The sequence below is a fragment of the Serratia sp. root2 genome (assembly GCF_031931805.1).
Taxonomy (GTDB): domain Bacteria; phylum Pseudomonadota; class Gammaproteobacteria; order Enterobacterales; family Enterobacteriaceae; genus Serratia; species Serratia inhibens.
The window spans coordinates 1,485,609-1,511,930 of sequence record NZ_JAUJXB010000001.1; the positions used below are offsets into that span (position 1 = coordinate 1,485,609).

Consider the following 26,322-nt stretch of genomic DNA (forward strand, 5'->3'; position numbering starts at 1 on the left):
GCGCTATGCTCGAAAACTCGTCCGGATTAAATTTTTTTGAAACGGGGTTTCTTGTCATGCCTGCATCCTGCCTGTGTTCCACCCGACGCGCTTTACCATGAGCTGGTTTTCACGTGCCAGTGCGCTGCCGTTATTGGTGGCCGGCGCCTTCTTTATGGAAAACCTCGATGGCACGGTGATTGTTACCGCGATGCCGCAGATGGCGGCCGCTTTTGGCGTGCGAGCGGTGGACATGAACATCGGTATTTCCGCCTATATTCTGACGCTGACGGTGTTTATTCCGGCCAGCGGCTGGATCGCCAATCGCTTCGGCGCGCGCAATATCTTTGCCGCTGCGGTAGTGATTTTTACCCTGGCCTCGGTGCTGTGTGCCGCCAGCGTTAATCTGCCCACTTTCACCGCCGCCCGCATTTTGCAGGGCTTTGGCGGCGCGCTGATGGTGCCGGTCGGCCGGCTTGTGGTGCTGCGCAACACCGCCAAACCGGACCTGATAAAAGCCATCGCCACCATTACCTGGCCGGGGTTGGTGGCGCCGATCCTCGGCCCGCCGGTCGGCGGTTTCATTACCACCTACGCGTCATGGCACTGGATTTTTCTTCTCAACGTGCCGCTGGGCGTCGCCGCGCTGTGGCTGGCCTGGCGGTTGATCCCACAGGAGGCACCGCAGAAAGGCGTGCCGTTTGACGCCACCGGCTTCATGCTGACCGGCATCGCCTGCTTTGGGCTGATGTTCGGCCTGGACCTGATCAACCACCCGCAGCTCTCCTGGCCAGTGCCGGTACTGTGCATCCTCGGCAGCCTGACGCTCGGTGCGCTGGCGGTGCGCCACGCCAAACGCACCGCACACCCGTTGATCAATCTGTGGGCAATGCGGATAAAAAGTTACGCCGTCACTATTTGGGGTGGCGCCTTGTTCCGCATCGCCATTGGCGCCGTGCCCTTCTTGCTGCCGTTGCTGTTCCAAATCGGCTTTGGCCTCAACGCCTTCGACGCCGGGCTGCTGGTGCTGGCGGTGTTTGCCGGTAACCTGGCGATGAAACCTTTTACCTCTGCCATACTTTACCGTTTCCGCTTTCGCACCACGCTGGTGGTGAATGGCCTGCTAAACGCCGCCACTATTTTTGCCTGCGCGTTGTTGACGCCGCAAACCCCGACCTGGCTGATTGTGGCGTTGCTGTTCGTCAGTGGGTTAACGCGTTCCATGCAGTTCACCGCGCTGAATACGCTGGCGTTTTCCGAAGTGCCGCAACCGCAGATGGGCGGCGCCAACACTCTGTTCACCGTCTCGCAGCAACTGGGCAGCGGCCTGGGCATCGCCATCGGCGCGCTGGCACTGCGGTTGGCGGAAATGCTGATGCCGCCGTCGGCCGATCGCCTGCCGCTGGTCGATTTCCAGTTGGCGTTTGGGGTTATCGGCGTCATCGCCCTGCTGGCGGTGGTAGACAGTTTGACGTTGAATCCCGAGGCCGGCAGCGAAGTCCGCCGGAAAAAATCCCCTTCGTCGGCACCGGCTGGCGCTGATGAATCCACGGCAACCAAGGCAAGGAGTTAAACGATGCAATACCGTCAGCTTGGCCATTCAGGCCTGAAAGTTTCGGCGCTTAGTCTCGGCACCATGACCTTTGGCGGCGCAGGAAAATTCGCCAAAACCGGCGATACCGGCGTTGACGAAGCCCGCAACCAGATAGACCGCTGTATCGACGCCGGCATTAATCTGTTCGATACCGCCGACGTCTATTCCGCCGGCAAATCGGAAGAGATCCTGGGCCAGGCGCTGGGCAAAAAACGCCAGCAGGTGCTGGTCGCCAGCAAGGCGCGCTTCCCGATGGGCGCCGGCCCGAACGACGCGGGGCTGTCTCGCCATCATTTGATCCGCGCCTGCGAAGCCAGTCTGCGCCGGCTGAACACCGATTATCTCGATTTGTATCAACTGCATGAGTGGGACGGCGTGACGCCGGTTGAAGAAACCCTGCGCGCGCTGGAGCATTTGGTCAGTAGCGGCAAGGTGCGTTACGTCGGCGTGTCCAACTTTTCCGGCTGGCACCTGATGAAACACCTCGGCACCGCCGGACGCTTGGGCCTGGTACGCCCGGTCAGCCAGCAGATTCATTACACGCTGCAGGCCCGCGAGGCAGAATATGAACTGCTGCCGATCGCAGCGGATCAGGACGTCGGCGTCCTGGTGTGGAGCCCGCTGGCCGGCGGTTTGCTTTCCGGTAAATACCGCCGCAATCAGCCTGCACCGGAAGGCACCCGCCATCTGGCCAACTGGGGCGAGCCGCCGGTGCGCGACGAGGAACGGCTGTACGATATCGTCGACGTACTGGTGGATATCGCCCAGTCGCACGGCGTGTCTGCGGCTCAAGTCGCCCTTGCCTGGCTGCTGGCACGGCCCACTGTCACTTCGGTGGTGATCGGCGCGCGCAACGACAATCAACTGCAGGACAACCTGCAAGCCGCCAATCTAACCCTGAGCGAAGAAGAGCTGCAGCGGCTGGAGGAAGTGAGCCGTCCGCCATTGATTTATCCTTATTGGCACCAGGCCGCCACCGCGCCGGACCGTCTGTCGGACGCCGACCTGCTTCTGCTTGCTCCGCACCTGCAGCAAAAATAAGTCGCATCTGCCGTTAATCAACGTAGTATCGATGATCCGCCCCGTTTTGACGGGTGCGGATTTTTTGCCGTTTTGGCCTGAAAAGCGAGGTAATAATAATGATTCACAGTGACCTTTCTCAGTGCCGCCTTAACACCGATCGGTTGTTGATTGCTCCATTTACCGCAGCAGACGCCGACGAGGTTTACCAGGCGATTACCCCAACCTTGACGCGCTTTATGAATTTTGAACCGGAGGCGTCACCGGAGGCCTTCGCCAACGTCTGGCAAGCCTGGTTACCGCTGATCCGTGAAGGCGAAGAAGTGATTTTTATTGCCCGTCTGCGCGACACCAAACAGTTTGTCGGCATGGGCGGCGCGCACGACCTGCACAGCCAAACGCCGGAACTGGGCATTTGGGTAAAAGAGACTCAGCACGGCAACGGCTATGGCCGCGAAATTGTCCACGCCATAGCGGTCTGGGCCAGCGAGCGCTACCGGCCACAGCACTTTATCTACCCGGTGGCCGAGCAAAACACCCCCAGCCGACGCATCGCTGAATCCCTTGGCGGCGTGGTAGCCGGCCGGCGCGAAAACACCAAATACGACTGCGTGGTCTACCAGGTTCCGCCACAGCTTTAAAGGTTTTACCGGCCCGGCCCCTTACCCATCCTTTAGCGGCCAGGCCTCCTTTTCTCTTTGTTGCCAACTGACCGAAAACCGCCCGCTTGCCGGCATCGATGGCTGTTTTTTACCGCACATGCAGATAACCGCTGCCACTTGATGTGGGATTATGCTAATCCTAATAGTATGTAGGGTATAAACACTTGAGGAACAGTCACATGATCATTTTTGTCACGGGCGCCACATCAGGTTTTGGCGAGGCTATCACGCGGCGTTTTATCCGCGAAGGCCACCAGGTAATTGCTACCGGCCGCCGCGTTGAACGCCTGGAAGAGTTGAAAGACGAACTGGGTGACGCGCTGCACATCGTCCGCCTGGACGTACGCAACCGCGCCGCAATTCAGCAGGTGATCGACGAGCTGCCTGCTGCTCTGCGCCAGATCGACGTGCTGGTGAATAACGCCGGCCTGGCGTTGGGATTGGAACCTGCGCACAGAGCCGACGCCGACGATTGGGATACCATGATCGACACCAACACCAAAGGCCTGGTGAACATGACCCGCGCCCTGCTGCCGGCGATGGTTGAACGCAACATTGGCCATGTGATCAACATCGGATCCGTCGCCGCCAACTGGCCGTATGCAGGTGGCAACGTTTACGGCGCGACCAAGGCTTTCGTCAAACAGTTCAGCCTGGGTCTGCGGGCCGATCTGCACGGCACGCGTATCCGCGTCACCGACATTGAGCCTGGCCTGGTGGGCGGTACCGAGTTCTCCAACGTGCGCTTCAAGGGCGACGATGGCAAAGTTGACAAGATCTACGACGGTGCCAATGCGCTAACGCCGGAAGATATCGCCGAGTCGGTGTTCTGGGTCGCCACCCTGCCGGCCCACGTCAACATCAATACGCTGGAAATCATGCCGGTCAGCCAGTCCTTCGCCGGGTTGAATATCCACCGCGAGTCCTGACGCTTCCCGTACCGCCGGATTATCCGGCGGTACGCCAGCCTGAAACGATAATCAGCATCCCCGCCAACGCCACACCGGCACCCAACCAATCCAGCGCCGACAGCTTGACCCCGTCCACCACCCGCAACCACAGCAGCGCCGTTGCCACATAAACGCCGCCGTAAGCCGCATAGACTCGCCCGCTGGCTGCCGGATGCAGCGTCAACAGCCAGACAAACAGCATCAAACTGGCTGCTGCCGGCAGCAATAGCCAAACGCCGGCGTTTTTTTTCAGCCACAGGTAGGGCAAGAAACAGCCTATAATTTCGGCTAACGCGGTGGCGAAAAATAGCAGGGTAGTCTTTAACATGGGTGATGCTTTTCTCTCAGTAAAGTAAACGAAGCGGCGCTTGGCTGGTGCAGTCTCCGGGCTAGGTGGTATATTTATTGCCACGCCTGCGGGCGCGATTAAGCCGGTGTTGCCTTCCTCCGGCAACACTAACTCATAAGGATGAAACGATGAAAACACTTTCTACACAACGACTGCTGCGCGGGATGCTGCCGGTCGCCATGTTGATGCTGATGGGTGCCTGGCAGGCTCCGACGTTGGCTGCCACCTGCACCCAGGGCAGCACCTGCGTAACCGTCGATGGCAGTAATAGCGGCGCCATGGGCACCGAAGCCGCTCGCCAGAGCAAAGAACAGTTTAACGACACCAAATCTCTGCGCCATAAGGTCAACACCCGCGTCGAGAAAGAGTTCGACAAGGTAGACAAGGCAATCGACAGCGAAGACCGTTGCGACGATAGCCTGAACGTTAATGCCTACTGGGAACCGAACACCCGCAAGTGTCTGGATCGCCAGACCGGTCGTCAGATTAATCCTTAATCTCGTCGCAGCCGGCGGCGAACGTTAACCTCGGCCGCCATTGCTGCTATTGTGACAACGGAAGCTCATGCTCAAATAAGGACGAATTGATGAAAAAAACGCTTATCCTGGGTGCACTGCTGCTGACCGCAGCCCCCCTGGCAGCCCTGGCCTCATGCGAAAGCGTGAAGGCGGACATTTCACAGAAAATTGTCAAAAACGGCGTACCGGAATCCGGCTTCAAGCTGGACATCGTACCCAATGACCAGGCTCAACAGGCTGGCGGATTAGTCGTTGGTCACTGCGAAAACGACACTCAGAAAATTGTCTATACCCGCCTGAGCAACGGTGACGATAACGGTGACGCGGCCCAGACAGGCACCAGTCAGGACACCAAAACCGCGCAATAACCCCAGTTCAGGGCGCAACCGCGCCCTTAGTTTTTTCTTTTTTTACTACGCCTGTTCCGCCTCTTCACCCTCACCCTGCGGCCTATGCCGTGCGGGGATCAACATCGCCGCTGCCAACGCCAACAACGAAATCAGTGCGGAAACCAAAAACACCCAATGTAACGAAGCGGCCACCTGCTGAACCATATCCGCCAGTTGTTCCGGCGTCATGGCGCCGCGCACTGCCGGCTCCATCAATTGCTGCACCGGATCGGCGGTTTGCGGCAGACGGTGCTGCAAGTTTAGGTTCAACGTAGCGCCCAAAATAGCGGTGCCGATGGCCGACCCCATCATTCGGGTGAATACCGTACAGGCGGTAGCTATGCCGCGAATGCTGTGATGCGCGGCGTTTTGCACCGAAACCAAAAACGTGGTGTTGCACAACCCCATGCCGGCGCCCACCATAAAAGCCGCCACCCGCCCCCACAGCAGACCACCGCTCGGCTGCAGCAGCAACAAGATCAACCCGCCTGCCAGCAACAACAGCGCCCCCAGTAACGCGGTGGTACGATAAGACGTCATCAGCATCAGCCGCCCGCTCAGGGTGCTGGCCAGTGGCCAGCCAATCGACATCAGCGCCAACGTGGTCCCGGCCTCCAGCGGCGTTCCTCCCATTACGCCCTGAATAAAGGTCGGCAGAAAGGCGCTGATCCCCATCATCGCCGCGCCGATCACCACCCCACCAATATTGCCGGCCACAATCACACGGCTTTGCCACAACGCCAACGGGAACAAAGGTTCTGGCGCGCGGCGTTCCTGGCGGATCAGCAGCATCAGCGAAACCGCCGCCAGCAACAACAGCGGCAACACCCACCATCCCAGATTTTCCGCCTGCAGCAACGACATGAGCAGCGCCGCGACAAACAGCGTCAGCCATGCCGTGCCCGCCAGATCCAACGCGTGTTTGCGCACCCGTTTACTGGAGGGCAGATAGCGGCCGAGAAAAAACATAGCCAGCAGGCCAATCGGCAAATTGACCCAGAACACCAGCGCCCAGGGCAAATGCTGAACGATAAACGCCCCCAGCAACGGGCCAATGATTGCCGACACGCCCCACACGCTGGACAGATAGCCCATGACCTTCGGCCGCTCGGTAGCGCTGTAGATATCGCCGATAATGGTGGTCGCGATCGGCATAATCGCCCCCGCACCCAGCCCCTGCAACAGCCGAAAACCAATCAGCCAGTACATATTGGGCGAAAAACCGCACAAGACCGATCCCAGTAAAAACAGCGAGGCGCCAAAGAAAAACACCCGCTTGCGGCCCAATAGATCCGCCAGCCGGCCATAGATCGGAATAGTGATGGCCTGCGCCAGCAAATAGACCGCAAAGACCCAGCCCAGCAGCGAGAAACCGCCGAGATCGCCAATGATGGTCGGCATCGCCGTGGCGACAATGGTCGCCTCGATGGCAGACATAAACATTGCCAGCATGCAGGCGATCAGAATCAGCGGGCGATGAGCGAGAGGTGCAGATGAGTCGTTAGTTGTCATAGCGTTTTTGGGCTCTGGATTCTTATTGTCATCAAATTATATCCGCCGGGTTAAACGCTGCCGTAAGCTGTGTCTACTTCCCTGTTTTCAATGGCGAAAAACGCATCATTTGAACACTTGGTGACAACGTCACCATAGATGAGCGGAATGTTTCGCTTCGCCGTTGAAACCACGATCCCAGCGGCGAATCTGTAAAGATTCTCTGGCCTTCGGCCGGACCGGCAAGCACAATGCTCAGCTGAACCTTTCATTTTTATCACGATTTTACCGCCTCATGAAACGATTGGTCCACCTGCATCATTATCGCGCCCTGCTGCGCCGCCTGTTTATCGCCATCTTTCTGGGCATTGCCGCCGCGTTGGTCGTTTGGCTGTTTCACCGCGCGATGCTCGGGCTGGAGTGGGTATTGCTCGATCACGAAGATGGCAGCCTGGTGGCCGCCGCCGCTGCATTACCGGGCTGGCGCAGAGCCTTAACTCCGGCTCTGGGCGGCCTGGCGGCAGGTTTTTTGCTGTGGGTTTATCAGCGTTATCAGCATCAGCGGCAAATAGCGCCTACCGATTATATGGAAGCGATAGAAACCGGCGACGGGCGGCTCGATGTCAGCGCCAGCCTGGTTAAATGCCTGGCTTCATTGCTGGTGGTGTCCAGCGGTAGCGCTATCGGCCGCGAAGGCGCGATGATCCTGCTGGCGGCACTGGTGGGATCGGTATTCGCCCAACGCTTTACCCACGAAAAAGAGTGGAAACTGTGGGTAGCTTGCGGTGCCGCCGCCGGTATGGCCAGCGCCTATCACGCGCCGCTGGCGGGCAGCCTGTTTATCGCCGAAATTCTGTTTGGCACCCTGATGCTGGCTTCGCTCGGCCCGGTAGTGATTGCCGCCGTCAGCGCGCTGCTGGTGACTAATTTGCTCAACGGTGGCCAGGCGCCGCTGTATTTGGTGGAACCACTGCCTGCGCCCTGGCCGGTACAATATCTGTTGATGGCGCTGCTCGGCGTGCTGGCCGGTATCTGCGGCCCGCTGTTTCTGTGGGCGATGTCGGCTTCCGGCCATGCGTTCCGCTCACTGCGCCTGACGCCGCCGCTACAGCTGGCGCTGGGCGGATTCATTGTTGGTTTGCTGTCGCTGCTGTTTCCTGAAGTGTGGGGTAATGGCTACAGCGTAGTGCAATCTCTGCTCAGCGCACCGCCCGGCGTATTGCTGGTCGGCGCCATTTTGATCTGCAAGCTGCTGGCTGTGCTTGCCAGCAGTGGTTCCGGTGCGCCCGGCGGCGTGTTCACCCCAACGCTGTTTGTCGGGGCTGCGCTGGGTTCGGTGGTTGGGCAGCTGTGCGCCACCTGGCCCGAGTTGGGTGCTGCCGTGCCGCTGTTGATGGCGTTGACCGGTATGGCAACCTTGTTGGCCGCCACCACTCACGCGCCAATCATGGCCGCGCTGATGGTGTTTGAGATGACCGGCGAATACACTCTATTGCCCGGTATTCTGCTGGCCTGCGTGATCGCCACCACCGTGTCGCGCGGCTTGCGTTCGGTGTCGGTCTATCACAATGCCTAACGGCTCAGCAAAGGCGAAATATCGAGGTAGTGCGCCAGTTCGCGCTGCTCGGCGCGCGGCAGATACGGGATTTCCCCCAACAGCGGCGCAGGAATGCGCTGGCGCAAGGCTTCGATAGTTTCTGCGTAATGCGCCAGCCCCGGATTAATCCGGTTCGCCACCCATCCCAACAAAGGTAAACCGTCATTAATGATCGATTGTGCGGTCAACAAGGCGTGGCTGACGCAACCCAATTTGATTCCCACCACCAACACCACCGGCAATTGCTCCTGGATCACCCACTCGGCATAGGGCCGCAGATCGTTCATCAGCACGCGCCAGCCGCCGCTGCCCTCCACGACCACGGTATCGGCTCTGGCGGACAGACTCTGCAACCCGCTGCTCATCATGCCGTAGTTGATATCCTCGGTGGCATGAGCGTGAAACACCTCATCCAGACAGGTGATGGGATTAATTTCCTCGTACGACAGCGGCAGGGTCGAAGATGCCTGTAAAACCAAAGCGTCTTTATTGCGAATGCCTTCGCTGGTTTCCTGACAACGCGCCGCGATCGGCTTATAGCCGGCGGCCGAACGGCCCTGCGCGGCCAGCGCCTGCAGCAAGGCGCGGGAAACCACGGTTTTACCGACGTCGGTATCCGTGCCTGTTACAAATAAACGCTTTAACATGTCTTAATTGCCCCGAAATGCTCCATTAACAACCCAAATATCGCCGTAATATGGCGAAGGAGACGAACGGGAAAATTCTAGGGGATGCTGAGCGAACGGGGCTTGAGGTAGCTCAATCTTTTATCGTTAAAAGATAAGTATTACTGATATTACCCTTGCAGCAGTTGTACCAGCAACGAGCCGTTGTACAAGGCTTCCTTCACCAGAGCGGCGCCGGGCATGGTGCCCTTGTTGAAGAACTGAGTGGATTCCACCTGCACATGGTCGCTGTAGGCCGGCAGCGATTGCTGACGAATGCAAGAGGCGATGGCCGGATGCAGAATTTCCGCCGCACGGTTCAGCGGGGAACCGACCAGGATTTTTTCAGGATTGAACAAATTGACCATGATCGCCAGAATACGCCCCACGCTGTGCCCCACGCCCAGAATGATATCTTTGGCCAGTTGATCGCCCGCCAGCGCCGCATCGCACAGGGATTCTGCCGTCAGCGGCACGCCGTGCAGGCTGGAGCTCATGGAGGTCGCGAGACGCTGTTGGGCGATCTCCAGGATGTTTTCAATACTGGCGACGGTCTCCAGACAACCGTGGTTACCGCAGTAACAGCGTTTGCCGTAAGGGTCGACCTGCGTATGACCAATCTCCACCACGCTGTGGCTGCCGCCGTGCAGCACTCGCCCACCGGTGATCACGCCTGCGCCGACGTTGTGGTCGATCACCACCTGAATCACGTTCTGGCTGCCGCGCGAAGCGCCGTACAGCGCTTCGGCCATGGTCCAGGCGCTGATATCGTGCTGCAGGTAGACCGGCAACCCGGTGCGGGTTTCCAGCGCCGGCCCCAGAGGCATGTCCACGACATCGTAAAACGGCATACGGTGCACCACGCCGGAGGCCACATCAATCATGCCCGGCAGGGTAATGGCGATCGCCGTCAGGCGCTCAAGTTTGCTTTGATGGCGGATAAAGAACTGGTCGACTTCGCCGAGAATGCGTTTAAGCAGCGGTTCAGGGTGTTCGGCGTCCAGCGGCAGAAGCTCTTCTACCACCAGTTTGCTGCTGATATCGCGCAGCGCCAGCGTAATGGTGCCGCGGCTGATGCGAGCGGAAAGGTAATGCCAGGCTTCGGTGTCAAGCACCAGCCCTACCGCCGGTCGCCCGCGGCTGCCGACTTCCTGATATTCGTTTTCTTTAACCAGATGCGCTTCCAGCAGCTCGCGTACGATTTTGGTGATGCTGGCGGGGGCGAGCTGCGCACGTTTGGACAGTTCTATACGCGAAATTGGGCCCAGTTCATCGATTAGCCGATAAACTGCCCCTGCATTTGTTTGTTTGATTTGATCGATATGCCCAGGCTGCCCAACAGCAATCACAAACCTGCTCCTACTATTTTTCGCGCTTCTAAATAAAGACTAGAGGCTATGGTGGGGCTTTTGTAATACAGCGTCAACTATTTGATTCGTTATGTGATTTGCAGCACAAATTCCCCCTGCTTTCGCCGCGGATTGCGTTTTATTTGTGCAGCATTCCGTCACGGCAGCAGCAGTGTCATCAACGATTTGGCTGCAGCGGTCAGCGCTCTTTGGCGGTGATGCACCAACCAGACTTCGGTCATCGCCTCCGGTTCCGCCAGCGGCAGGTATTTCACCCCATCGACTTTCACCCGGCCAAAAGACGCCGGCAGAATAGAGATGCCCAGCCCGGAAGATACCAGGCCGATGATAGTCATCGCTTCGCCGACTTCCTGGGTGATGTAGGGCGTGATCCCCGCTTTGGCCAACAGCGACAAGATTTCGTCATACAACGCCGTTCCCACCTCTCGCGAGAAAAACACAAACGGCTCTTCCGCCAGATGCTGGAAACGCAGCGTGCCGGGCGCAATATGGATTAACGGATGCCCTTCCGGCACCACCGCGACCAATGGCTCGCATAGCAACAGTTGATGCTTCAACATGTCCGGCAAGCGCGTATTGCGCATCACGCCCAGATCCAGTTCGCCGTTAAGCAAGGGTTCGATCTGTTGCTTGGTATTCACTTCGCGCATTTTTATATGCACATGCGGGTGCTGTTGGCGATAAGCCCGCAAACTGCGCGACACCACGCTGATAAAAGGAGCCGAAGAGGTGAAACCAATGGTCAACTCACCCAGTTCGCCACGCTCCAGTCGCGCGGCCTTTTCCGCCGCACGGCCGACCTGATCGAGCACCTGATAAGCCTCTTTCAGGAACATTTCCCCCGCCTGCGTCAGGCTGACGTTGCGGTTGTTACGCGCCAACAAACGCGCGCCGACCATTTCCTCCAGCGCCTGGATTTGCTGGCTGAGCGGCGGTTGCGAAATGCGCAAACGTTCCGCCGCCCGACCGAAATGCAATTCTTCCGCCACAGCGACAAAATAGCGCAGGTGTCTCAGCTCTATATTCATACTTTAAACGTCTTAATTTGAATTATTAATATATTAGACAAAAAACTGGGCTCTCCCTATCATTTTGTTAACCCATGATGTACCTGTTTAAATCGCCCGAAGTTCGGTAAGGAAAGACTGTGACAACCCCTGTGCGTTCTGCGGCAAGCATGCCGTCGACGCTGGCCGCCAACGACGATGCGGCTGCTGCGCCAAAAGCCAAACGCTCCACCCTGAATAAACTCCCTTACATCGAACGCGGAACGCCGCAGTTTATGCGCGTTACCCTGGCGCTGTTTTCCGCCGGGTTGGCTACCTTCGCCCTGTTGTATTGCGTGCAGCCGATCCTGCCGGTTCTGTCACAGGACTTTGGTATCTCGCCGGCGGAAAGCAGCCTGTCGCTTTCGGCCTCCACCGGCCTGTTGGCGATCGGCCTGATGTTTACCGGCCCGCTGTCCGATGCGATCGGCCGTAAATCGGTGATGGTGGTGGCGTTGTTGCTGGCGGCAATATGCACCCTGATTTGCGCCTTTATGACCAGTTGGCACGGTATCTTGCTGATGCGTGCGCTGATTGGGCTGTCCCTGAGCGGCGTGGCGGCCGTCGGCATGACTTATTTAAGCGAAGAGATCCACCCCAGTTTTGTCGCCTTTTCGATGGGGCTTTATATCAGCGGCAACTCCATCGGCGGCATGAGCGGCCGCCTGGTGACCGGGGTATTGACCGATTTCTTCTCCTGGCGCGTGTCGCTGGCGGTAATTGGAGTATTCGCGCTGGCCGCAGCCTGCATGTTCTGGCGCATTTTGCCCGCTTCTACGCATTTCCGTGCCAGTTCGCTGCGCCCGCGTACCCTGCTGATTAACTTCAGGCTGCATTGGCACGACAAGGGGTTGCCGCTGCTGTTTGCCGAAGGCTTTCTGCTGATGGGCAGCTTTGTCACTATGTTCAACTACATTGGCTACCGTCTGCTGTCCGATCCTTATCACCTCAGCCAGGCCATTGTCGGCCTGTTGTCGGTGGTGTATCTGACCGGATCTTACAGCTCGCCGAAGGCTGGCGCGATGACCTCTCGTTTCGGTCGTGGCCCGGTTCTGCTGGCTTCAATCGTGATTATGCTGATCGGGATCCTCATTACCGCCTTGGCGCCGGTAGCGATTATTCTTATCGGCATGATGCTGTTTACCGCAGGTTTCTTTGCCGCCCATTCGGTTGCCAGCAGTTGGATTGGCCGCCGCGCACGGCGCGCCAAAGGCCAGGCGTCTTCTCTTTATCTGTTCTGTTATTACGTCGGTTCCAGCGTGGCCGGTACGCTCGGCGGCGTGTTCTGGCACAGTTTCGGTTGGAGCGGTGTCGTAGCATTTATCAGCATGATGCTGCTGCTGGCTCTGTTGGTGGTGCATTATCTGAAGAAGCTGCCGGAAGCGGCGCGCGTCTAACCCCCTCACCTTGCCGCCTGCCTGCGGGCATAAACAGGCGGCAACCTTAATCCCCCTGCCAGGCTGGACCACTGGGAGCCTGGTGTTATCACTGTGGTCGAGGTTGCCCTTTCGTTTGCCGTTCTCTTATTGTATGTTGTAACTAAAATGCGAGGTGAATGATGGATAAATACGGTCTAATCGGCAGAATGAATACGTGTTTCACCGAGTTGGAGCAGGCACTGGCAGCGCTCCACCAGCAAATCCTGCCGCTGCGGCTGCTGGCGGCGCGGGTGTTCAGCCTGCCGGAAATCGAGAAGGGAAAAGAGCACGCGGCGGTGGAACAGATCGCCGTCGAGCAGCATGTTGGCCAGGCGGCGCGTGCGCTCGCGCTGGAGCACTATCAGCGGCTGTTTATCCATCACAATAAACACAACGTCAGCAGCAAGGCGGCGGTACGCCTGCCCGGCGTGATATGTCTGGCGGTGGAACTGCCGCAATATCAGGCGTTGCAGGCGCAGATCGCCCTGATTAATCGGCTTAAGGCCGAACTGGAACAAATTATCACCGTCGATTCGGGCCTGGCGCCAGAGCAGCGGTTTGATTTCGTCCACACTCACCTGCATGGCCTGATCACCCTCAGCGCCTATCGCGCCATCACCGCCCTGAGCAACCCTGATTCGGTCCGCTTCGGTTGGGCCAACAAACACATTATCAAAAACGTGAAACGCGACGATATCTTGGCGCAGCTGGAAAAAAGCCTGAAGGCCGGGCGCGCAGTGCCGCCGCATAACCGCGAGCAGTGGGCCGAACTGGTCAGCCGCGAGATCGATGACGTCAGCCGCCTGCCACAACAGGCGGTGTTGAAAATCAAACGCCCGGTGAAGGTACAACCGATCGCCCGCGTGTGGTATCAGGAGCAGCAAAAGCAGGTGCAACACCCCTGCCCGCTGCCGCTGATCGCCCTGTGCCAGGTGGAAAGCGGCGCACAGGTGCCAAAGATTGGTGAACTGCTCAATTACGACGCTGCGGCGGTCAAACACAAGTACAAACCCGATGCCAAACCGCTGCGGCTACTGGTTAAACGGCTGCATCTGTATACCGACGCGCCTACAGGCTGAGCGCGTATCCCCGCAGGCGGTGGCCGTCCGGATCGGTGGCAACGAAGGTATAACCGAAATCGAGCGACACCGGTTGCTGGATAATCTCCACCCCCAGCTCACGCCACTGCTGACAAAGCGCGTCTACGTGCTGCGATTGCTCGCACAGGAAACCAATCTCACCGCCGCCACCGGCAGCCGTTGCGACCGGTTCTACGGTATGCTTCGACCACATCGCCAGTTTAAAGCCGTTACTCAGCACAAACAGCGCGAAGCTGGGTGAAAACTCCACCGGCTCCCGCGCCAGTAACCGGCGATAGAAAACGACGCTTTTTTCCGGGCTGTCGACGTAAAGCAGAGTCATGTTTGGGGTTGTCATCAGACTGGCCTCATGGCTGAAGGGAACCGGCGGCTCCCGATAGCGGTAAATTAGCGCGCCCTGCTGACAGTTTTTGGCAGTAGTGATTATGGTTTACTGGGGAGTGATGCCCTGGGTTTTATACCACTCTTTCATCAATACGCGACGGCCACGCGGGTAGCGCTGCGCCAGCGGCGTAGCCAAACGAATGCGATCAAGCCGGAAATGGCGAAACGCCTGGCGCAGTTCGCACCAGGCGACCAGCATGCGCACCTGTTCAAAATAGCCGAGCGCAAATGGCCACAGAGTGCGTTCGCTGACGCTGCCGTCGCGATCACAGTAATCCACGGCGAGCTTGCGCTCCTGGCGAATGATATCGCGGATCAACACCACCGTTTCGTCTGCCACCTGCACCACGTCTGTCGGGCCAATCAACAAAGTGTTGGCCTCCAGTTCATCGCGCAGCATGGCGGGCAGGACGTCGGCAATTTTCGCCAGCGCATTATTCGCCGCGCCGGCCAATTGGGTGTCTCCGCGCCGCGACACCCAACGCATTCCCAGCACCAACGCTTCGATTTCCTGCGGCGAGAACATCAGCGGCGGCAGCATATAACCAGGCCGCAACACATACCCCACCCCGGCTTCCCCGACGATCTCCGCCCCCTGCTGCTGCAACGTGGCGATGTCGCGGTACAGCGTGCGCATGCTGATGTTCATTTCCTGCGCCAGCGCATGGCCGGCGACCGGATAACGATGGCGCCGCAGGATCTGCATCAGATCCAGTAAACGCTCGGTGCGTGACATGCTTTTTCTCCAAAAAAAGGGCTTACCCCAAGTAAGCCCTTAACCATGCATTCAATCAATTACTTCTTCATGCTGCCGACCATCTCTTCCGGGCGCACCCATTGGTCGAATTGCTCTTCGGTCAGGTAACCCAGGTTCAGCGCTGCGGCTTTTAGCGTCAGCCCTTCTTTATGGGCTTTCTTGGCGATTTCCGCCGCTTTGTCATAGCCGATATGGGTATTCAGCGCGGTAACCAGCATCAAAGATTCATTCAGCAACTGGCTAATGCGATCGCGGTTGGGTTCGATGCCCACCGCGCAGTGCTCATTAAAGCCCTGCATGCCATCGGCCAGCAGCCGGATAGACTGCAGATAGTTGTGGATCACCATCGGGCGGAACACGTTCAGCTCAAAGTTGCCGGAGGCACCGCCGATATTCACCGCCACGTCATTGCCCATCACCTGCGCACACAGCATGGTCATCGCCTCGCACTGTGTCGGGTTGACCTTGCCCGGCATGATGGAGCTGCCCGGTTCGTTTTCCGGGATGGAAATCTCGCCAATGCCGCAGCGCGGGCCGGAGGACAACCAGCGCACATCGTTGGCAATTTTCATTAATGAGGCCGCCAGCCCTTTCAGCGCGCCGTGGCCGTGCACCAACGCATCGCAGGTCGCCAACGCTTCAAATTTGTTGGGCGCGGTAACGAACGGCTGTCGGGTCAGGTCAGCCAGCGCCCTGGCGACGCGCACCGCATATTCGGGATGAGTGTTCAGCCCGGTCCCCACCGCCGTACCGCCCAGCGCCAACTCGCAGATGTGTGGAATGCTGGCTTCGATATGCTGCAAATTATGCTGCAGCATCGCCGCCCAGCCGGAAATTTCCTGGCCGAGCGTCAGCGGCGTGGCGTCCTGCAGATGGGTGCGGCCGATTTTGACGATATCGCGGAAGGCTTCCGCTTTGTCGCTCAACGTTTTGTGCAGCACTTTCAATTCAGGGATCAGATGTTCGCGTACCGCTATCACCGCCGCCACGTGCATCGCGGTCGGGAACACGTCGTTGGAGCTCTGGCTCTTGTTTACGTCATCGTTTGGATGTACCCGCCGCTCTTCGCCGCGCACTCCGCCCAACAGCTCGCTGGCGCGATTGGCCAGCACTTCGTTCATGTTCATGTTGGTTTGGGTGCCGGAACCGGTTTGCCAAATCGACAGTGGGAACTCGTTGGTATGCCGATCCGCCAGCACCTCATCGGCGGCGTTGACGATGGCGTTAGCGCGCTCGGCCGGCAGCAGACCCAGGTCCCTGTTCACACTGGCCGCAGCGCGTTTGGTCAACGCCAGCGCATGGATTAAGGCGGTCGGCATCTTTTCAGAAGAGATGCGGAAATGCTCCAGAGAACGCTGAGTCTGCGCCCCCCATAGCCGATCGGCCGGCACTTCAATCGGTCCCATAGAGTCTTTTTCAATACGAACGGCTGCCATCACGGTCTCCTTAGTACAATTCCTAAAAATGTACGATTACGCCAACGCGCTCATGCCCGCCGGCACACCCAACCAGTATAGTGACATAATAACTATTCGCATTAAGAGAGTTGCCTCACAGCATTTTTTCTCCATTGTCAGGGTATTGCATGGCCATTATTTTTTTGTCGAGCCTTCCTGCCCTTTTCTGAGACGTAGATGAGAGCCCACAATAAAAAAGCGCCGTCTGGCACTCTGGTTATTTATTCTCAGCCGAGGGATTAATGGTGGTGTTGATTATAGGCATTAATTCTTTGGTCCTGCAGGTGATTGATTTCATCATAGGCATCCTGACGTTCATTGTGGCGATAAACCCCCGCACCTATCGCACCGGCAACGGCGGCAACAGGATGAGCGACCGGGGCGGCGGTTACCACCACCGGTGTCGGTGCGATCACCACGGGATGAGGCACCACCACTACCGGGCGCGGCGCCACAATCACCGGTCTGGGCGTGACCACCACCGGCCGGGCAACGCCATAACCATAAGCATGGGTGACCACGACGGCCGCATTGGCACCTGAAGTGCACAAGACCAGAGCCAGTAACAGTTTTTTCATCAGCACCTCTAATTTAGCAATAATCAATGAGTGGTTTATTTGCATGCACTGTATAGCGGCGCCGCCAATTAAATTTAGCTAGCTGTGTGGTTACCGGTAAAAACCAAATAATTATGATGAAAGAGATATTCAGCCGGTAATAATTCACGTCAAAAAACACAGTTTGAAATAGAATGAATGAAAACAACCCAAAGCCGCTGTTTTATTCCAGCGTTAATCCCGGAGTTAACATTTAGCATTGCAACACGCTATTCACCGGCAAGCGGGGTGGCGTTTTTTTACCCACCCCCGTCCTTGCCAACCGACGTCGGAATTGTGACAGGGGTTGCTATCACGTTATACTTTCCCGGCCTTGAGGAACGGCGCCGTCGCGCCACTTGTTTGATCGCGCCCCGCTTTTACGTCAAGGTTCGCGTGTAGGATTAGGCGCACAAGGTTTTTTCACTGTCAGATACTTACCGTCGCCTCGACGGGAATGCAAAGGATGTTTATCAAGATGCAAAAAATGACCAACGCAGTGCAAAACTATGCATGGGGCAGTCACGACGCGTTAACCCGGCTGTATGGTATCGCTAACCCGCAAGGGCAGCCGATGGCCGAGCTGTGGATGGGCGCTCACCCGAAGAGCAGCTCCCGCGTGGCGGATGCCAACGGCAATTTGCGCTCACTGCGCGACGTCATTGATGAAGACCAATCCAAACAACTGGGCGCCGACGTTGCCCGCCGTTTTGGCGAACTGCCGTTCCTGTTTAAAGTGCTGTGCGCCGACCAGCCGCTGTCGATCCAGGTGCACCCAAGCAAGTCCGCCGCCGTTGCAGGTTTTGCCAAAGAAAACGCCGCCGGCGTTCCGCTGGATGCGGCCGAGCGCAATTACAAAGACCCGAACCACAAACCGGAGCTGGTGTTTGCGCTGACGCCTTTCCTGGCGATGAACGGCTTCCGCGAGCTGTCCGACATTGTTTCTCTGCTGCAGCCGATCGCCGGTGCGCATCATGATATCGCCGCCTTCCTGCAACAGCCTGACGTTGCGCACCTGTCAACGCTGTTTGCCAGCCTGCTGGCGATGAGCGGCGAGCAGAAGTCACTGGCGCTCGGGGTGCTGAAAGCCGCACTGAACAACCAACAGGGCGAACCCTGGGATACTTTGCGCTTTATCGCCGGTTTCTACCCGGACGACAGCGGCCTGTTCTCGCCGCTGCTGCTGAATGTGGTGCAACTCAAGCCGGGCGAAGCGATGTTCCTGTACGCCGAAACACCGCATGCGTATCTGAAAGGCGTGGCGCTGGAAGTCATGGCCAACTCGGACAACGTGCTGCGCGCCGGTCTGACGCCCAAGTTTATCGATATTCCTGAATTGCTGGCCAACCTGCAGTTCCGTCCTCAGCCGGTTTCCGGCCTGTTGACCCAGCCGGAAAAGCGCGGCGATGAGCTGTTCTTCCCGATCCCGGTAGAGGATTTTGCCTTCTCGCTGCACGATCTCTCCGCCGCACCGCAGACGCTGGCTCAAAACAGCGCGGCCATCGTGTTCTGCGTTGACGGCGAAGCGGTACTGGAAAAACAGGGCCAGCAACTGGCGCTGAAGCCGGGTGAGTCCTGCTTTATCGGTGCTTTCGAGTCCCCGGTCAGCGTTAGCGGTTCAGGCCGCATCGCGCGCGTTTATAATCTGTTGTCGTAATCACTCGGTAAATTTCAGCAAATTAGTTGCTAAAAAGAGTGGGTTACCTTCACAATTAAACGCCTGCGGGCGTTTTTTTGTTGGCCCAAATTTGCCCATCCATCTGTTTACAACAGATGGCTTAATAAAGGATGAACAGAACTATGAAAAAATCGTTAGTCGCTGTCAGCGTCATTGTGGTTCTTGGCGCGGCATGGACCGGGGCTTCCTGGTACACCGGCAAACTGATCGAGCAACGGATGGGTGAAGTGGTTGATAACGCCAACAGCCAACTGAAAGCCTACCTGCCGAAAGCCGGTGTCAAACTGGGTTATGAAAATTACCAGCGCGGCATTTTCAGCAGTAAAATCCGTTACGTGCTGCGCGCAGACGGCAGCGTCACCACCGACGATGCCGCACTGAAGCCCGGCGACGAAGTGGCGTTCCTGGAAACCATCGATCACGGCCCTTTCCCGTTCGCCCAGCTGAAAAAATTCAATCTGTTGCCGAGCATGGCCTCGGTGCATACCGAGCTGGAAAACACCCCGGCAACCAAAGGCCTGTTTGACATTACCAAAGGCAAGTCGCTGTTCACCGCCGACTCGCGCATTTCATACAGCGGCGATACTTCGTCGGCCATCGACGTGATCCCGCTGGAATACGCCAAAGACAAATCGGCGCTGAAGTTCAGCGGCGCAACCATCAATGCCGATGTCTCGCGCGATATGAAAGCCTTCACTCTGGACGCCAGCAGCGACAGCGCCGTGATCAGCGGTCCAAACCAATTCGGCCAGACCGAACAGGTTACCTTGCAGGGTGCCACGCTGAAGAGCCAGACCCATGCCGGCCAGTTCGATCTCAGCCTCGGCGACCAAAACATGGCGGTGAAGCAGATCAAGGTTGCCGTTGACGGCAAAGATACCCTGACGCTGGACGGCTTTAACCTGGCGAGCAAATTCGGCGAGAAAGACAACAATCTGAACGGCCAGATCGATTACACCATGGATGCGCTGAAGATCCAGAACAGCGACTTCGGTTCCGGCAAGCTGTCGCTGAAAATCGACAAACTGGACGCCAAGTCGCTGAAAGAGTTCGCCGACCGTTACAACCAGCAAGCGCTGGCGATGCTGCAACAGGGCCAACCCGTCGATCCGGTTGCTTACCAGCAGCAAACCACCGATATCTTGCTGCAAAATCTGCCGCTGTTGCTGAAAGGCAACCCGAACATCAGCATCGCACCGCTGAGCTGGAAAAACAGCAAGGGTGAAAGTACCTTTACCCTGAATCTGGACCTGACCGATCCGGCGCAGGCAGGCTCCCCGGCACAATCTCCGGATCAACTGATTGCTCGTTCGGTGAAAAAACTGGACGCCAGCCTGAGCATTCCGGTCGCAATGGCCACCGAAACCACGTCACAGACGGCGCTGCTGCAAGGCTATAGCGCGGAAGAAGCACAAAAACTGGCGCAACAGCAGGTGCAGGGGCTGGCGGCGATGGGCCAGATGTTCAAACTGACCACCCTGAAAGACGACGTGATTGGCAGCAGCTTCCATTACGCCGACAACCAGGTTGATCTGAACGGCAATAAAATGACGCTGCAAGAGTTCATCGGCATGTTCGGCCTACTGGCCGCACCGGCAGAGGAAGACGCACCGGCTCAGGACGCCGCTCCGGCACCGGCGCAGTAAGCAGTCAATCCCTTCGTTGGGGCTCCTTTACGGAGCCCCAGCTTTATCCCCCGATTCCGTACACCGCATCGCGGATCTGCTGCGGATACTGCCCACTCATGCCTTCAAACGCCGTGTTGGTCAACGCCACCACGCTTAGCGCCGCCTGCGGATCGCAGAACCAGCTGTGGCCATAGACACCGCCCCATTGCAGGGTGCCGTTGTGCTGCGGCGTGGCCGCCAGTTGCGCGTCTGTCAGTACTGCACCGCCAAAACCAAACCCCCAGCCCGGCCCCTGAACTTCGGCTTCAGCCCCAACGTGCGGCTGGCGCATCAGCGCCACGGTTGCCGGCTGCAAGATACCCTTACCGCCAATGCGTAACGTCTCCACCAGCCGCAGTACATCGTCGGCGTCACCGACCATGCCGGCCCCGCCAGAGGCATAAGCCAACGGATCAAGCGCTCGTGATGGCGACAGTTCGATATCAAAACCGAAACCTTCCGGCAGCGTCAACCGCATACCCTCTTGTATCGGCTCCGGCCTGGCACTGGTATCGTGATAAGCGGTCGCCAGGTTGTCGGCATTGGTGGTGTAAAAACCGGTATTGCCCAGCCCCAACGGCTGCGCGACCCAGTGTTCGAACACCTGCGGCAACGGCTCGCCCGCCGCCTGCTCCAGCACCGCGCCCAACACATCGATCGCCAGTGAATAATTGAACAGGCTGCCGGGTACTGCCAGCAGCTCCGCCTGCGCCAACAACTGTAAATTCTGCTCCAGCGTTAGCGACGACAACGCCATTCCATCTTGAATGCCCAACCGCTGATACGGGCCGTCCGCGGGCTGGTTCAGGCGATAATCCAGCCCTGCGGTGTGGCTCAGCAGGTGACGGATTTTAATCTCCGGGCGGTGACCGTCGGCCAATGCCGGGGTGAACCACGGCAGCCAGCGGCTTACCGCATCGTCCAGGCCCAATTTTTGTTGTTCGATCATACGCATCGCCGCCAGCGTGATATAAGGCTTGGACACCGACGACAGGCGAAACTGCGTTTCACGCCGCATAGGCCGCTGCAACTCGCGATCGGCATAGCCGGCGGCCCCGGCATAAACCAGTTCGCCCCGTTGCGCCACCAGCACCACGCTGCCCACGATGCGCCCTTCGTCGATCGCCCGTTGGCTGACCGCCTGCACTCTTTCTGCTAATGACTGATTCGCTGTCGACATGTTTTGTTGTTCTCTTTGAAGGAATAGAATCAGTCTATCCTGTGTATTATAAAATTAAATATCGGGTTACTTAACGAATCATTAAGCAGGAATTAGCGATCGATGAGTTCACTGTTACAGTTACTGCCCTTCTTCGAAGCCGTCGCCCGGCTGGGCAGCTTTACCCAGGCGGCCAACCAGCTGGGCGTTACGCCCCCGGCGGTGTCGCAAAACATTCAGGCGCTGGAAACGCGGCTGGGCGTCAGGCTGTTCAACCGCACCAGTCGTTCGGTACGGCTGAGCGATGAAGGGAAGATTTTTTACCAGCGGGTGGCACCGGCCATGAGCCAAATCGACGTGGCGGCGGACGATCTCCGCACCCTGCGCGGGCAACCTTCCGGCCTGCTGCGCATTACCTTGCCGCAACTGGCCGCGTCCCTGCTGGTTATGCCTTATCTGGAGGAATTTCAGGCACGTTACCCCGAAGTACAGCTTGAGCTGTTTACCGACGACCATTTTTCCGATCTGGTGCTAGGCAGCTTCGATGCCGGCATCCGTATGCGCGCGATGTTGCAGAAAGACATGATTGCGGTGCCGATCGATAACGGCCAACGGCGGGTGGTGATCGCCTCTCCCGGTTATCTGGCGCAGCACGGCGTACCGCTTACGCCGGCGGCACTGAGCGAGCATAATTGCCTGCGCTACCGTTTCCCCGGCAGCGGCAAATTTGAGCCCTGGTATTTCAGGCAGGATGACGGGCACCTGGCGCTGGAAGTCAGCGGTGGGCTGATTTTTAACGAGGACAGGTTGATTAAAGACGCCGCGCTGGCGGGTCTGGGCATTACCCAGCGCTTTCGCAGTACGGTGCAACGCGAGCTGGAAAGCGGGCAACTGGTGGAAGTCTTGGCGGATTACGCCGGCGATTCGCCCGGTTTTTTCCTCTACTTTCCTGCCAGCCGTCATATGCCGCTCAAACTGCGGGTATTTATTGATTTCATGCGCGAGAAACAGGCGTTGCAGAAGAGGCCCCAGAGCGCCATTGCGGCGCCCTGAGGCTGCGACTTAGGGTTTTTCCAACGCTTGCACGATGCGGTAAGTGGCCGCCACCCGATCGTCATTCGGGAACCATTTGTTGGCCAGCATCACCACGGCAATCTTTTGCTTGGGCAAAAACACCGCGTAGGTAGAGAAGCCGCCGGTCGAGCCGGTTTTATTGAACCAGGCCGCGCCCTGTTCCCGTTGCGGCGGCGTGATGGCGGTGGCCGGGGTACCGTTCATGATCATCCCGGCATTGTTGCCCTCCGTCAGGCGCGCCAGCTCCACCGGATAAGGATAGCTTTCCCACATCAGATCCTGGGTGAATACCCCCGCCCGGTAATAGCCGGTATGGGTGTCATCCAGCGCCTTGCGCCATTTGTCCCCCACCTTCGCGACCTGCATATTGGCCTCGAGGTAGCGGATCAGATCCTGCGCGTTGGATTTGACGCCGTAGGATTCGGCATCCAGCGGCCCCGGAGTGACGCGCACCGGCTGGTCTTTTTTGTTGTAGCCCTGGGCGTAATTCGCCATTTGGCCGGTCGGCACGTTGATGTAGCTGTGTGTCAGCCCCAGCGCCGGGAACAACTTTTGTTCCATCGCCTGAGCGAAGGGCTGGTTCAGGCTTTTCGCCGTGATCATCCCCAGCATACCGATACCCAGATTGGAATAAACGCGGGTGCTGCCTGCCGGTTTTGCTGGCTGCCATTGCTTGTAATAGGCCATCAGTTGCGCGTCGTTGGTCACCTCGTCCGGCACAAACAGCGGCAGCCCGGAGGTGTGAGTCGCCAGATTCAGCAGGCTGACATGGTCAAACGCGCTGCCGCGCAGTTCCGGCAAGTAACGGCTGGCCGGTTCGGCGAACGACAGTTTTCCCTCATCGTTGGCATAGGCCGCCAGCGTGGCGGTGAAGGTTTTGCTCAACGAGCCGATTTCAAACAGCGTCTGGTTGGTGATGGGTTTGCCGGTCTGTTTGGACGCCACGCCATAATGATAAAACTGCTGTTTCCCCTCCACCGATACTGCGATCGCCATACCCGGCACGCCATACTTTTGCATCAGCGGTTGAATGATGGCATCGATGTCGGCTTTATCGGCAGCATGACCTGCCGGGATCGCCAGAGCGGTCAGCAACGCCACCGCCAGCTTATAGGTTCTCTTCATATAACAAGCTCGTTTTGTTGAAGGGTTGCCGCCAATAGATTTTTTTGTCAATCGGCGTAACCGTTTCCTTGAGTGATTATACCCTGCGAATTTCACGTTGCAGCCTACAACGCTGCGACCTGAAAGGTATGGGCATCTATTATTCCTTTGCTCGTCGCAGGATAACTGCAACGAGTGCGCAAAATATCGGTGTTTATCCCTCGCCTGACAAGCGATAATAATTTCACCTAGTCAAAAGAAAAACTTATAGGTTGTTATGCGTAACCGACTGCCGCTGAACGCACTGCGTGCTTTTGAATCCTCTGCCCGCCACCTTAACTTTACCCGCGCCGGGCTGGAACTGAGCGTGACCCAGGCTGCCGTCAGCCAGCAGGTGCGAATGCTGGAAGAACAGCTGGGCATTGTGCTGTTCAAGCGCCTGCCGCGCGGTCTGGACCTTACCGAAGAAGGCCAGGCGCTGCTGCCGGTGTTAACCGAATCCTTTGACCGCATCGAGTCGGTACTGCAGCAGTTTGAAGGAGGCCATTTTCATGAGGTACTGACGATTGCGGTGGTCGGTACCTTTGCGGTCGGCTGGCTGATGCCGCGGCTGGCGTCGTTCAGGGAGGCCCACCCGTTTATCGATCTGCGCATCTTGACCAATAACAATCTGGTTAACCTGTCGGCGGACGGCTTGGATTTCGCCATTCGCTTCGGCGAGGGGCTGTGGCCCGCGACCTGCAATATCAAGCTGTTTGACGCGCCGTTGACGGTGTTGTGCCCGCCGGCAGTCGCCGTGCGGCTGCGTTCACCGGAAGATCTTAAAAACGAGCTGCTGATGCGCAGTTACCGCAAGGATGAATGGGAACGCTGGTTTGCCGCCGCGCAGATCGCCCCCTGGCGCATTAACGGCCCGGTGTTCGATGCGTCGCGATTGATGGTCGAGGGGGCGATAAACTGCGGCGGTGTGGCGCTGGCTCCCGCCAGTATGTTCGCCCGGGAGTTGCAGGGCGGGCTATTGGTGCGCCCCTTTGCCGCCGAAGCGAACCTGGGCGGCTATTGGCTGACCCGTCTGAAATCCCGCGTAATGACCCCGGCGATGAAAACCTTCGAAGGCTGGCTGCAACAGCAGGCCCGGCAAGAACAGGCTTAGGCTGAACCGCGCTTGATCAGTCGCGGCGGCAGAATGACGTTTTGCGCCGGCAGCCCGGCGTCGCCAATCCGCTGCAACAAACGTGAAGCCGCGCTGCGCCCAACCTCCAATGCCGAGCTGGACACCAGAGTCAGCGGCGGTTCGGTCAGTTCGGCTTCGGGCACGTCGCCAAAACCAATCAGCGCTACCTGCTGGCCATAATAGGTGTCCACGCCGTCCGAACCTATGCTGCGCCCGCTGCGCACAATGCCGAAATAAGCGCCCAACGCCACCGATGCCTTGTGGCACACCAGCGCGCTGATGTTCGGGTATTGGCGTAGCAGGTTTTCCGCCGCCTCCGCCGCCGCCCGCTGATGGCAATCGCATTCGACAATCCATTCGGATCGAAATGGCAACCCATACTGCACCAGCGTGGCGCAAAAGCCCCCCAGCCGTTCCGCACGGGTCAGTGAGCTGCTCTGGCCCCCCAGATAGGCAATTTGGCTGTGGCCGCGTGCGATCAGGAATTCTGTGGCCATCTTGGCGGCCTGCATATTGTCCGGGCGCACCACGTCGACCCCTTCCAACCCGTTCGAGCGCGCAGCGCACACCAGAGGGACGCCCTGCTCTGCGGCCTTTTCCTTCAGGCCCGCAGCCGAACGCATACCGCCCGCCAACACCATACCGTCGACGCCGTGTTCCAGCAGGGTTTCAAAACAGCGCATCAGCCCTTTGCCGTCGCGGCCGCTTTGGGTGAGGAACAGCACTTTGCCGTGCGCCTCCAGCACCTCACTCAGGCCCGCGGTCATTTCGGCATAAAAAGGGTCGCAGATGTCGCGCAGGATCAACCCTATCACGCCAGATTCACCGCCACGTAACGTCGCCGCCTGGCGGTTGCGCACATAGCCCAGGCGTTCGATCGCCTGATTGACCCGCGTCACGGTGGTGGCCGAAATACGTCCCTTGCCGCTTAGCACCAGTGAAACGGTGGTGACGGAGACGCCGGCCTGTTGTGCGACATCGGTGATGGTGATCTTTTTGATGGTCATAACCCCTGCATGTCCGATCCTGGGCATAGTGTGCAAACGCTGTAGCTTGAAAGCCCCAGGGTCTGTCTCTGAAGCAATGGTATACCGAATCTCTTTGTTCGGTAAAACGTTTTACTG

At 58.1% G+C, this 26,322-nt stretch carries 25 protein-coding genes; 13 read left to right on the forward strand and 12 right to left on the reverse strand.

What is annotated here, in order from left to right:
• The first annotated feature begins 97 nt into the window (after nucleotides 1-97).
• The 4 genes from QZQ97_RS06610 to ydfG all read left to right on the forward strand — a co-directional run bounded on the left by QZQ97_RS06610 (nucleotide 98) and on the right by ydfG (nucleotide 4,184).
• On the forward strand, nucleotides 98-1,552 hold the full coding sequence (locus QZQ97_RS06610; RefSeq protein WP_311992791.1) for an MFS transporter: 1,455 nt from the start codon (nucleotides 98-100) through the stop codon (nucleotides 1,550-1,552).
• Nucleotides 1,553-1,555: 3 nt separating this feature from the next.
• Nucleotides 1,556-2,614, forward strand: a complete 1,059-nt coding sequence (locus QZQ97_RS06615) for an aldo/keto reductase (RefSeq protein ID WP_311992792.1) — start codon at nucleotides 1,556-1,558, stop codon at nucleotides 2,612-2,614.
• Nucleotides 2,615-2,712: 98 nt separating this feature from the next.
• Nucleotides 2,713-3,234, forward strand: coding sequence for a GNAT family N-acetyltransferase (locus QZQ97_RS06620; RefSeq protein ID WP_311992793.1), 522 nt, complete (start codon nucleotides 2,713-2,715; stop codon nucleotides 3,232-3,234).
• Between the two features lie 200 nt (nucleotides 3,235-3,434).
• Nucleotides 3,435-4,184: a bifunctional NADP-dependent 3-hydroxy acid dehydrogenase/3-hydroxypropionate dehydrogenase YdfG gene (gene ydfG / locus QZQ97_RS06625; protein ID WP_311992794.1), complete on the forward strand. Its 750-nt coding sequence runs from the start codon at nucleotides 3,435-3,437 to the stop codon at nucleotides 4,182-4,184.
• Between the two features lie 19 nt (nucleotides 4,185-4,203).
• Here ydfG and QZQ97_RS06630 read toward each other — a convergent pair whose 3' ends face one another.
• Nucleotides 4,204-4,533, reverse strand: coding sequence for a YnfA family protein (locus QZQ97_RS06630; protein WP_311992795.1), 330 nt, complete (start codon nucleotides 4,531-4,533; stop codon nucleotides 4,204-4,206).
• A gap of 149 nt (nucleotides 4,534-4,682) precedes the next feature.
• Between QZQ97_RS06630 and QZQ97_RS06635 the strand changes: the two genes are divergently transcribed.
• Nucleotides 4,683-5,051 carry a DUF1283 family protein gene (locus tag QZQ97_RS06635; protein WP_311992796.1) on the forward strand — a complete coding sequence of 123 codons (369 nt, stop codon included), beginning with the start codon at nucleotides 4,683-4,685 and terminating at the stop codon, nucleotides 5,049-5,051.
• A gap of 89 nt (nucleotides 5,052-5,140) precedes the next feature.
• Nucleotides 5,141-5,440 (forward strand): DUF1161 domain-containing protein, encoded by a 300-nt coding sequence (locus tag QZQ97_RS06640; protein WP_311992797.1) that lies wholly within the window; start codon nucleotides 5,141-5,143, stop codon nucleotides 5,438-5,440.
• 45 nt (nucleotides 5,441-5,485) lie between these two features.
• Here QZQ97_RS06640 and QZQ97_RS06645 read toward each other — a convergent pair whose 3' ends face one another.
• Nucleotides 5,486-6,973 (reverse strand): MDR family MFS transporter, encoded by a 1,488-nt coding sequence (locus tag QZQ97_RS06645; protein ID WP_311992798.1) that lies wholly within the window; start codon nucleotides 6,971-6,973, stop codon nucleotides 5,486-5,488.
• A gap of 274 nt (nucleotides 6,974-7,247) precedes the next feature.
• Between QZQ97_RS06645 and clcB the strand changes: the two genes are divergently transcribed.
• A complete protein-coding gene (gene clcB, locus QZQ97_RS06650; RefSeq protein WP_311992799.1) occupies nucleotides 7,248-8,528 on the forward strand; it encodes a voltage-gated ClC-type chloride channel ClcB in 1,281 nt (426 codons plus the stop codon).
• Here the strand turns inward: clcB and bioD are convergent.
• The 3 genes from bioD to QZQ97_RS06665 form a co-directional block, all read right to left on the reverse strand.
• Nucleotides 8,525-9,196: a dethiobiotin synthase gene (gene bioD / locus QZQ97_RS06655; protein ID WP_311992800.1), complete on the reverse strand. Its 672-nt coding sequence runs from the start codon at nucleotides 9,194-9,196 to the stop codon at nucleotides 8,525-8,527. The genes clcB and bioD overlap by 4 nt on opposite strands.
• Nucleotides 9,197-9,345: 149 nt before the next feature.
• Complete coding sequence (gene mlc / locus QZQ97_RS06660) at nucleotides 9,346-10,563, reverse strand: sugar metabolism global transcriptional regulator Mlc (RefSeq protein WP_311992801.1); 1,218 nt, start codon at nucleotides 10,561-10,563, stop codon at nucleotides 9,346-9,348.
• 158 nt (nucleotides 10,564-10,721) lie between these two features.
• Nucleotides 10,722-11,612 carry a LysR family transcriptional regulator gene (locus QZQ97_RS06665; RefSeq protein WP_311992802.1) on the reverse strand — a complete coding sequence of 297 codons (891 nt, stop codon included), beginning with the start codon at nucleotides 11,610-11,612 and terminating at the stop codon, nucleotides 10,722-10,724.
• Between the two features lie 149 nt (nucleotides 11,613-11,761).
• On the opposite strand from QZQ97_RS06665, the gene QZQ97_RS06670 reads away from it, so the two are divergent.
• Together QZQ97_RS06670 and tus are read left to right on the forward strand one after the other, a co-directional pair.
• Nucleotides 11,762-13,027, forward strand: coding sequence for an MFS transporter (locus QZQ97_RS06670; RefSeq protein WP_442995188.1), 1,266 nt, complete (start codon nucleotides 11,762-11,764; stop codon nucleotides 13,025-13,027).
• A 161-nt stretch (nucleotides 13,028-13,188) separates the two neighbouring features.
• Nucleotides 13,189-14,127 (forward strand): DNA replication terminus site-binding protein, encoded by a 939-nt coding sequence (gene tus, locus QZQ97_RS06675; RefSeq protein ID WP_311993885.1) that lies wholly within the window; start codon nucleotides 13,189-13,191, stop codon nucleotides 14,125-14,127.
• On the opposite strand, the gene QZQ97_RS06680 is transcribed toward tus, so the two are convergent.
• From QZQ97_RS06680 to QZQ97_RS06695, 4 genes are all read right to left on the reverse strand, one after another.
• A complete protein-coding gene (locus tag QZQ97_RS06680; protein ID WP_311992804.1) occupies nucleotides 14,117-14,485 on the reverse strand; it encodes a VOC family protein in 369 nt (122 codons plus the stop codon). The genes tus and QZQ97_RS06680 overlap by 11 nt on opposite strands.
• A 93-nt stretch (nucleotides 14,486-14,578) precedes the next feature.
• Nucleotides 14,579-15,268 (reverse strand): helix-turn-helix transcriptional regulator, encoded by a 690-nt coding sequence (locus QZQ97_RS06685; protein ID WP_311992805.1) that lies wholly within the window; start codon nucleotides 15,266-15,268, stop codon nucleotides 14,579-14,581.
• A 59-nt stretch (nucleotides 15,269-15,327) separates the two neighbouring features.
• Nucleotides 15,328-16,725 carry a class II fumarate hydratase gene (gene fumC, locus QZQ97_RS06690; protein WP_311992806.1) on the reverse strand — a complete coding sequence of 466 codons (1,398 nt, stop codon included), beginning with the start codon at nucleotides 16,723-16,725 and terminating at the stop codon, nucleotides 15,328-15,330.
• Between the two features lie 260 nt (nucleotides 16,726-16,985).
• Nucleotides 16,986-17,324 carry a hypothetical protein gene (locus tag QZQ97_RS06695; protein ID WP_311992807.1) on the reverse strand — a complete coding sequence of 113 codons (339 nt, stop codon included), beginning with the start codon at nucleotides 17,322-17,324 and terminating at the stop codon, nucleotides 16,986-16,988.
• A gap of 496 nt (nucleotides 17,325-17,820) precedes the next feature.
• Between QZQ97_RS06695 and manA the strand changes: the two genes are divergently transcribed.
• Both manA and QZQ97_RS06705 read left to right on the forward strand, forming a co-directional pair.
• Nucleotides 17,821-18,999 carry a mannose-6-phosphate isomerase gene (manA, locus tag QZQ97_RS06700; RefSeq protein WP_311992808.1) on the forward strand — a complete coding sequence of 393 codons (1,179 nt, stop codon included), beginning with the start codon at nucleotides 17,821-17,823 and terminating at the stop codon, nucleotides 18,997-18,999.
• Nucleotides 19,000-19,142: 143 nt separating this feature from the next.
• Entirely contained in the window at nucleotides 19,143-20,666 is a 1,524-nt protein-coding gene (locus QZQ97_RS06705) for a YdgA family protein (protein WP_311992809.1), read from the forward strand.
• Nucleotides 20,667-20,709: 43 nt separating this feature from the next.
• Here QZQ97_RS06705 and QZQ97_RS06710 read toward each other — a convergent pair whose 3' ends face one another.
• Nucleotides 20,710-21,867 (reverse strand): serine hydrolase domain-containing protein, encoded by a 1,158-nt coding sequence (locus QZQ97_RS06710; RefSeq protein ID WP_311992810.1) that lies wholly within the window; start codon nucleotides 21,865-21,867, stop codon nucleotides 20,710-20,712.
• A 102-nt stretch (nucleotides 21,868-21,969) separates the two neighbouring features.
• Between QZQ97_RS06710 and QZQ97_RS06715 the strand changes: the two genes are divergently transcribed.
• Complete coding sequence (locus QZQ97_RS06715; protein WP_311992811.1) at nucleotides 21,970-22,899, forward strand: LysR family transcriptional regulator; 930 nt, start codon at nucleotides 21,970-21,972, stop codon at nucleotides 22,897-22,899.
• A 9-nt stretch (nucleotides 22,900-22,908) separates the two neighbouring features.
• Here QZQ97_RS06715 and ampC read toward each other — a convergent pair whose 3' ends face one another.
• The gene (ampC, locus tag QZQ97_RS06720) at nucleotides 22,909-24,045 is read right to left on the reverse strand and encodes a class C beta-lactamase (RefSeq protein ID WP_311992812.1); all 1,137 of its coding nucleotides are present in this window, start codon (nucleotides 24,043-24,045) and stop codon (nucleotides 22,909-22,911) included.
• Nucleotides 24,046-24,301: 256 nt separating this feature from the next.
• Between ampC and QZQ97_RS06725 the strand changes: the two genes are divergently transcribed.
• Entirely contained in the window at nucleotides 24,302-25,177 is an 876-nt protein-coding gene (locus QZQ97_RS06725) for a LysR family transcriptional regulator (protein ID WP_311992813.1), read from the forward strand.
• Here the strand turns inward: QZQ97_RS06725 and QZQ97_RS06730 are convergent.
• Nucleotides 25,174-26,205 carry a Mal regulon transcriptional regulator MalI gene (locus QZQ97_RS06730; RefSeq protein WP_311992814.1) on the reverse strand — a complete coding sequence of 344 codons (1,032 nt, stop codon included), beginning with the start codon at nucleotides 26,203-26,205 and terminating at the stop codon, nucleotides 25,174-25,176. The two genes, QZQ97_RS06725 and QZQ97_RS06730, sit on opposite strands and share 4 nt — an antisense overlap.
• Nucleotides 26,206-26,322 lie beyond the last annotated feature (117 nt).

What these genes read in the sequence shown, in the direction of transcription:
- QZQ97_RS06710 (WP_311992810.1), bottom strand. Translation starts at nt 21,867, where the DNA reads ATGTCGACAGCGAATCAGTCATTAGCAGAAAGAGTGCAGGCGGTCAGC.
- QZQ97_RS06680 (WP_311992804.1), bottom strand. Translation starts at nt 14,485, where the DNA reads ATGACAACCCCAAACATGACTCTGCTTTACGTCGACAGCCCGGAAAAA.
- QZQ97_RS06620 (WP_311992793.1), top strand. Translation starts at nt 2,713, where the DNA reads ATGATTCACAGTGACCTTTCTCAGTGCCGCCTTAACACCGATCGGTTG.
- QZQ97_RS06695 (WP_311992807.1), bottom strand. Translation starts at nt 17,324, where the DNA reads ATGAAAAAACTGTTACTGGCTCTGGTCTTGTGCACTTCAGGTGCCAAT.
- QZQ97_RS06715 (WP_311992811.1), top strand. Translation starts at nt 21,970, where the DNA reads ATGAGTTCACTGTTACAGTTACTGCCCTTCTTCGAAGCCGTCGCCCGG.
- QZQ97_RS06615 (WP_311992792.1), top strand. Translation starts at nt 1,556, where the DNA reads ATGCAATACCGTCAGCTTGGCCATTCAGGCCTGAAAGTTTCGGCGCTT.
- QZQ97_RS06665 (WP_311992802.1), bottom strand. Translation starts at nt 11,612, where the DNA reads ATGAATATAGAGCTGAGACACCTGCGCTATTTTGTCGCTGTGGCGGAA.
- QZQ97_RS06730 (WP_311992814.1), bottom strand. Translation starts at nt 26,205, where the DNA reads ATGACCATCAAAAAGATCACCATCACCGATGTCGCACAACAGGCCGGC.
- QZQ97_RS06635 (WP_311992796.1), top strand. Translation starts at nt 4,683, where the DNA reads ATGAAAACACTTTCTACACAACGACTGCTGCGCGGGATGCTGCCGGTC.
- QZQ97_RS06630 (WP_311992795.1), bottom strand. Translation starts at nt 4,533, where the DNA reads ATGTTAAAGACTACCCTGCTATTTTTCGCCACCGCGTTAGCCGAAATT.
- QZQ97_RS06670 (WP_442995188.1), top strand. Translation starts at nt 11,762, where the DNA reads ATGCCGTCGACGCTGGCCGCCAACGACGATGCGGCTGCTGCGCCAAAA.
- ampC (WP_311992812.1), bottom strand. Translation starts at nt 24,045, where the DNA reads ATGAAGAGAACCTATAAGCTGGCGGTGGCGTTGCTGACCGCTCTGGCG.
- QZQ97_RS06610 (WP_311992791.1), top strand. Translation starts at nt 98, where the DNA reads ATGAGCTGGTTTTCACGTGCCAGTGCGCTGCCGTTATTGGTGGCCGGC.
- tus (WP_311993885.1), top strand. Translation starts at nt 13,189, where the DNA reads ATGGATAAATACGGTCTAATCGGCAGAATGAATACGTGTTTCACCGAG.
- QZQ97_RS06705 (WP_311992809.1), top strand. Translation starts at nt 19,143, where the DNA reads ATGAAAAAATCGTTAGTCGCTGTCAGCGTCATTGTGGTTCTTGGCGCG.
- ydfG (WP_311992794.1), top strand. Translation starts at nt 3,435, where the DNA reads ATGATCATTTTTGTCACGGGCGCCACATCAGGTTTTGGCGAGGCTATC.
- QZQ97_RS06685 (WP_311992805.1), bottom strand. Translation starts at nt 15,268, where the DNA reads ATGTCACGCACCGAGCGTTTACTGGATCTGATGCAGATCCTGCGGCGC.
- manA (WP_311992808.1), top strand. Translation starts at nt 17,821, where the DNA reads ATGCAAAAAATGACCAACGCAGTGCAAAACTATGCATGGGGCAGTCAC.
- QZQ97_RS06725 (WP_311992813.1), top strand. Translation starts at nt 24,302, where the DNA reads ATGCGTAACCGACTGCCGCTGAACGCACTGCGTGCTTTTGAATCCTCT.
- QZQ97_RS06640 (WP_311992797.1), top strand. Translation starts at nt 5,141, where the DNA reads ATGAAAAAAACGCTTATCCTGGGTGCACTGCTGCTGACCGCAGCCCCC.
- clcB (WP_311992799.1), top strand. Translation starts at nt 7,248, where the DNA reads ATGAAACGATTGGTCCACCTGCATCATTATCGCGCCCTGCTGCGCCGC.
- QZQ97_RS06645 (WP_311992798.1), bottom strand. Translation starts at nt 6,973, where the DNA reads ATGACAACTAACGACTCATCTGCACCTCTCGCTCATCGCCCGCTGATT.
- bioD (WP_311992800.1), bottom strand. Translation starts at nt 9,196, where the DNA reads ATGTTAAAGCGTTTATTTGTAACAGGCACGGATACCGACGTCGGTAAA.
- fumC (WP_311992806.1), bottom strand. Translation starts at nt 16,725, where the DNA reads ATGGCAGCCGTTCGTATTGAAAAAGACTCTATGGGACCGATTGAAGTG.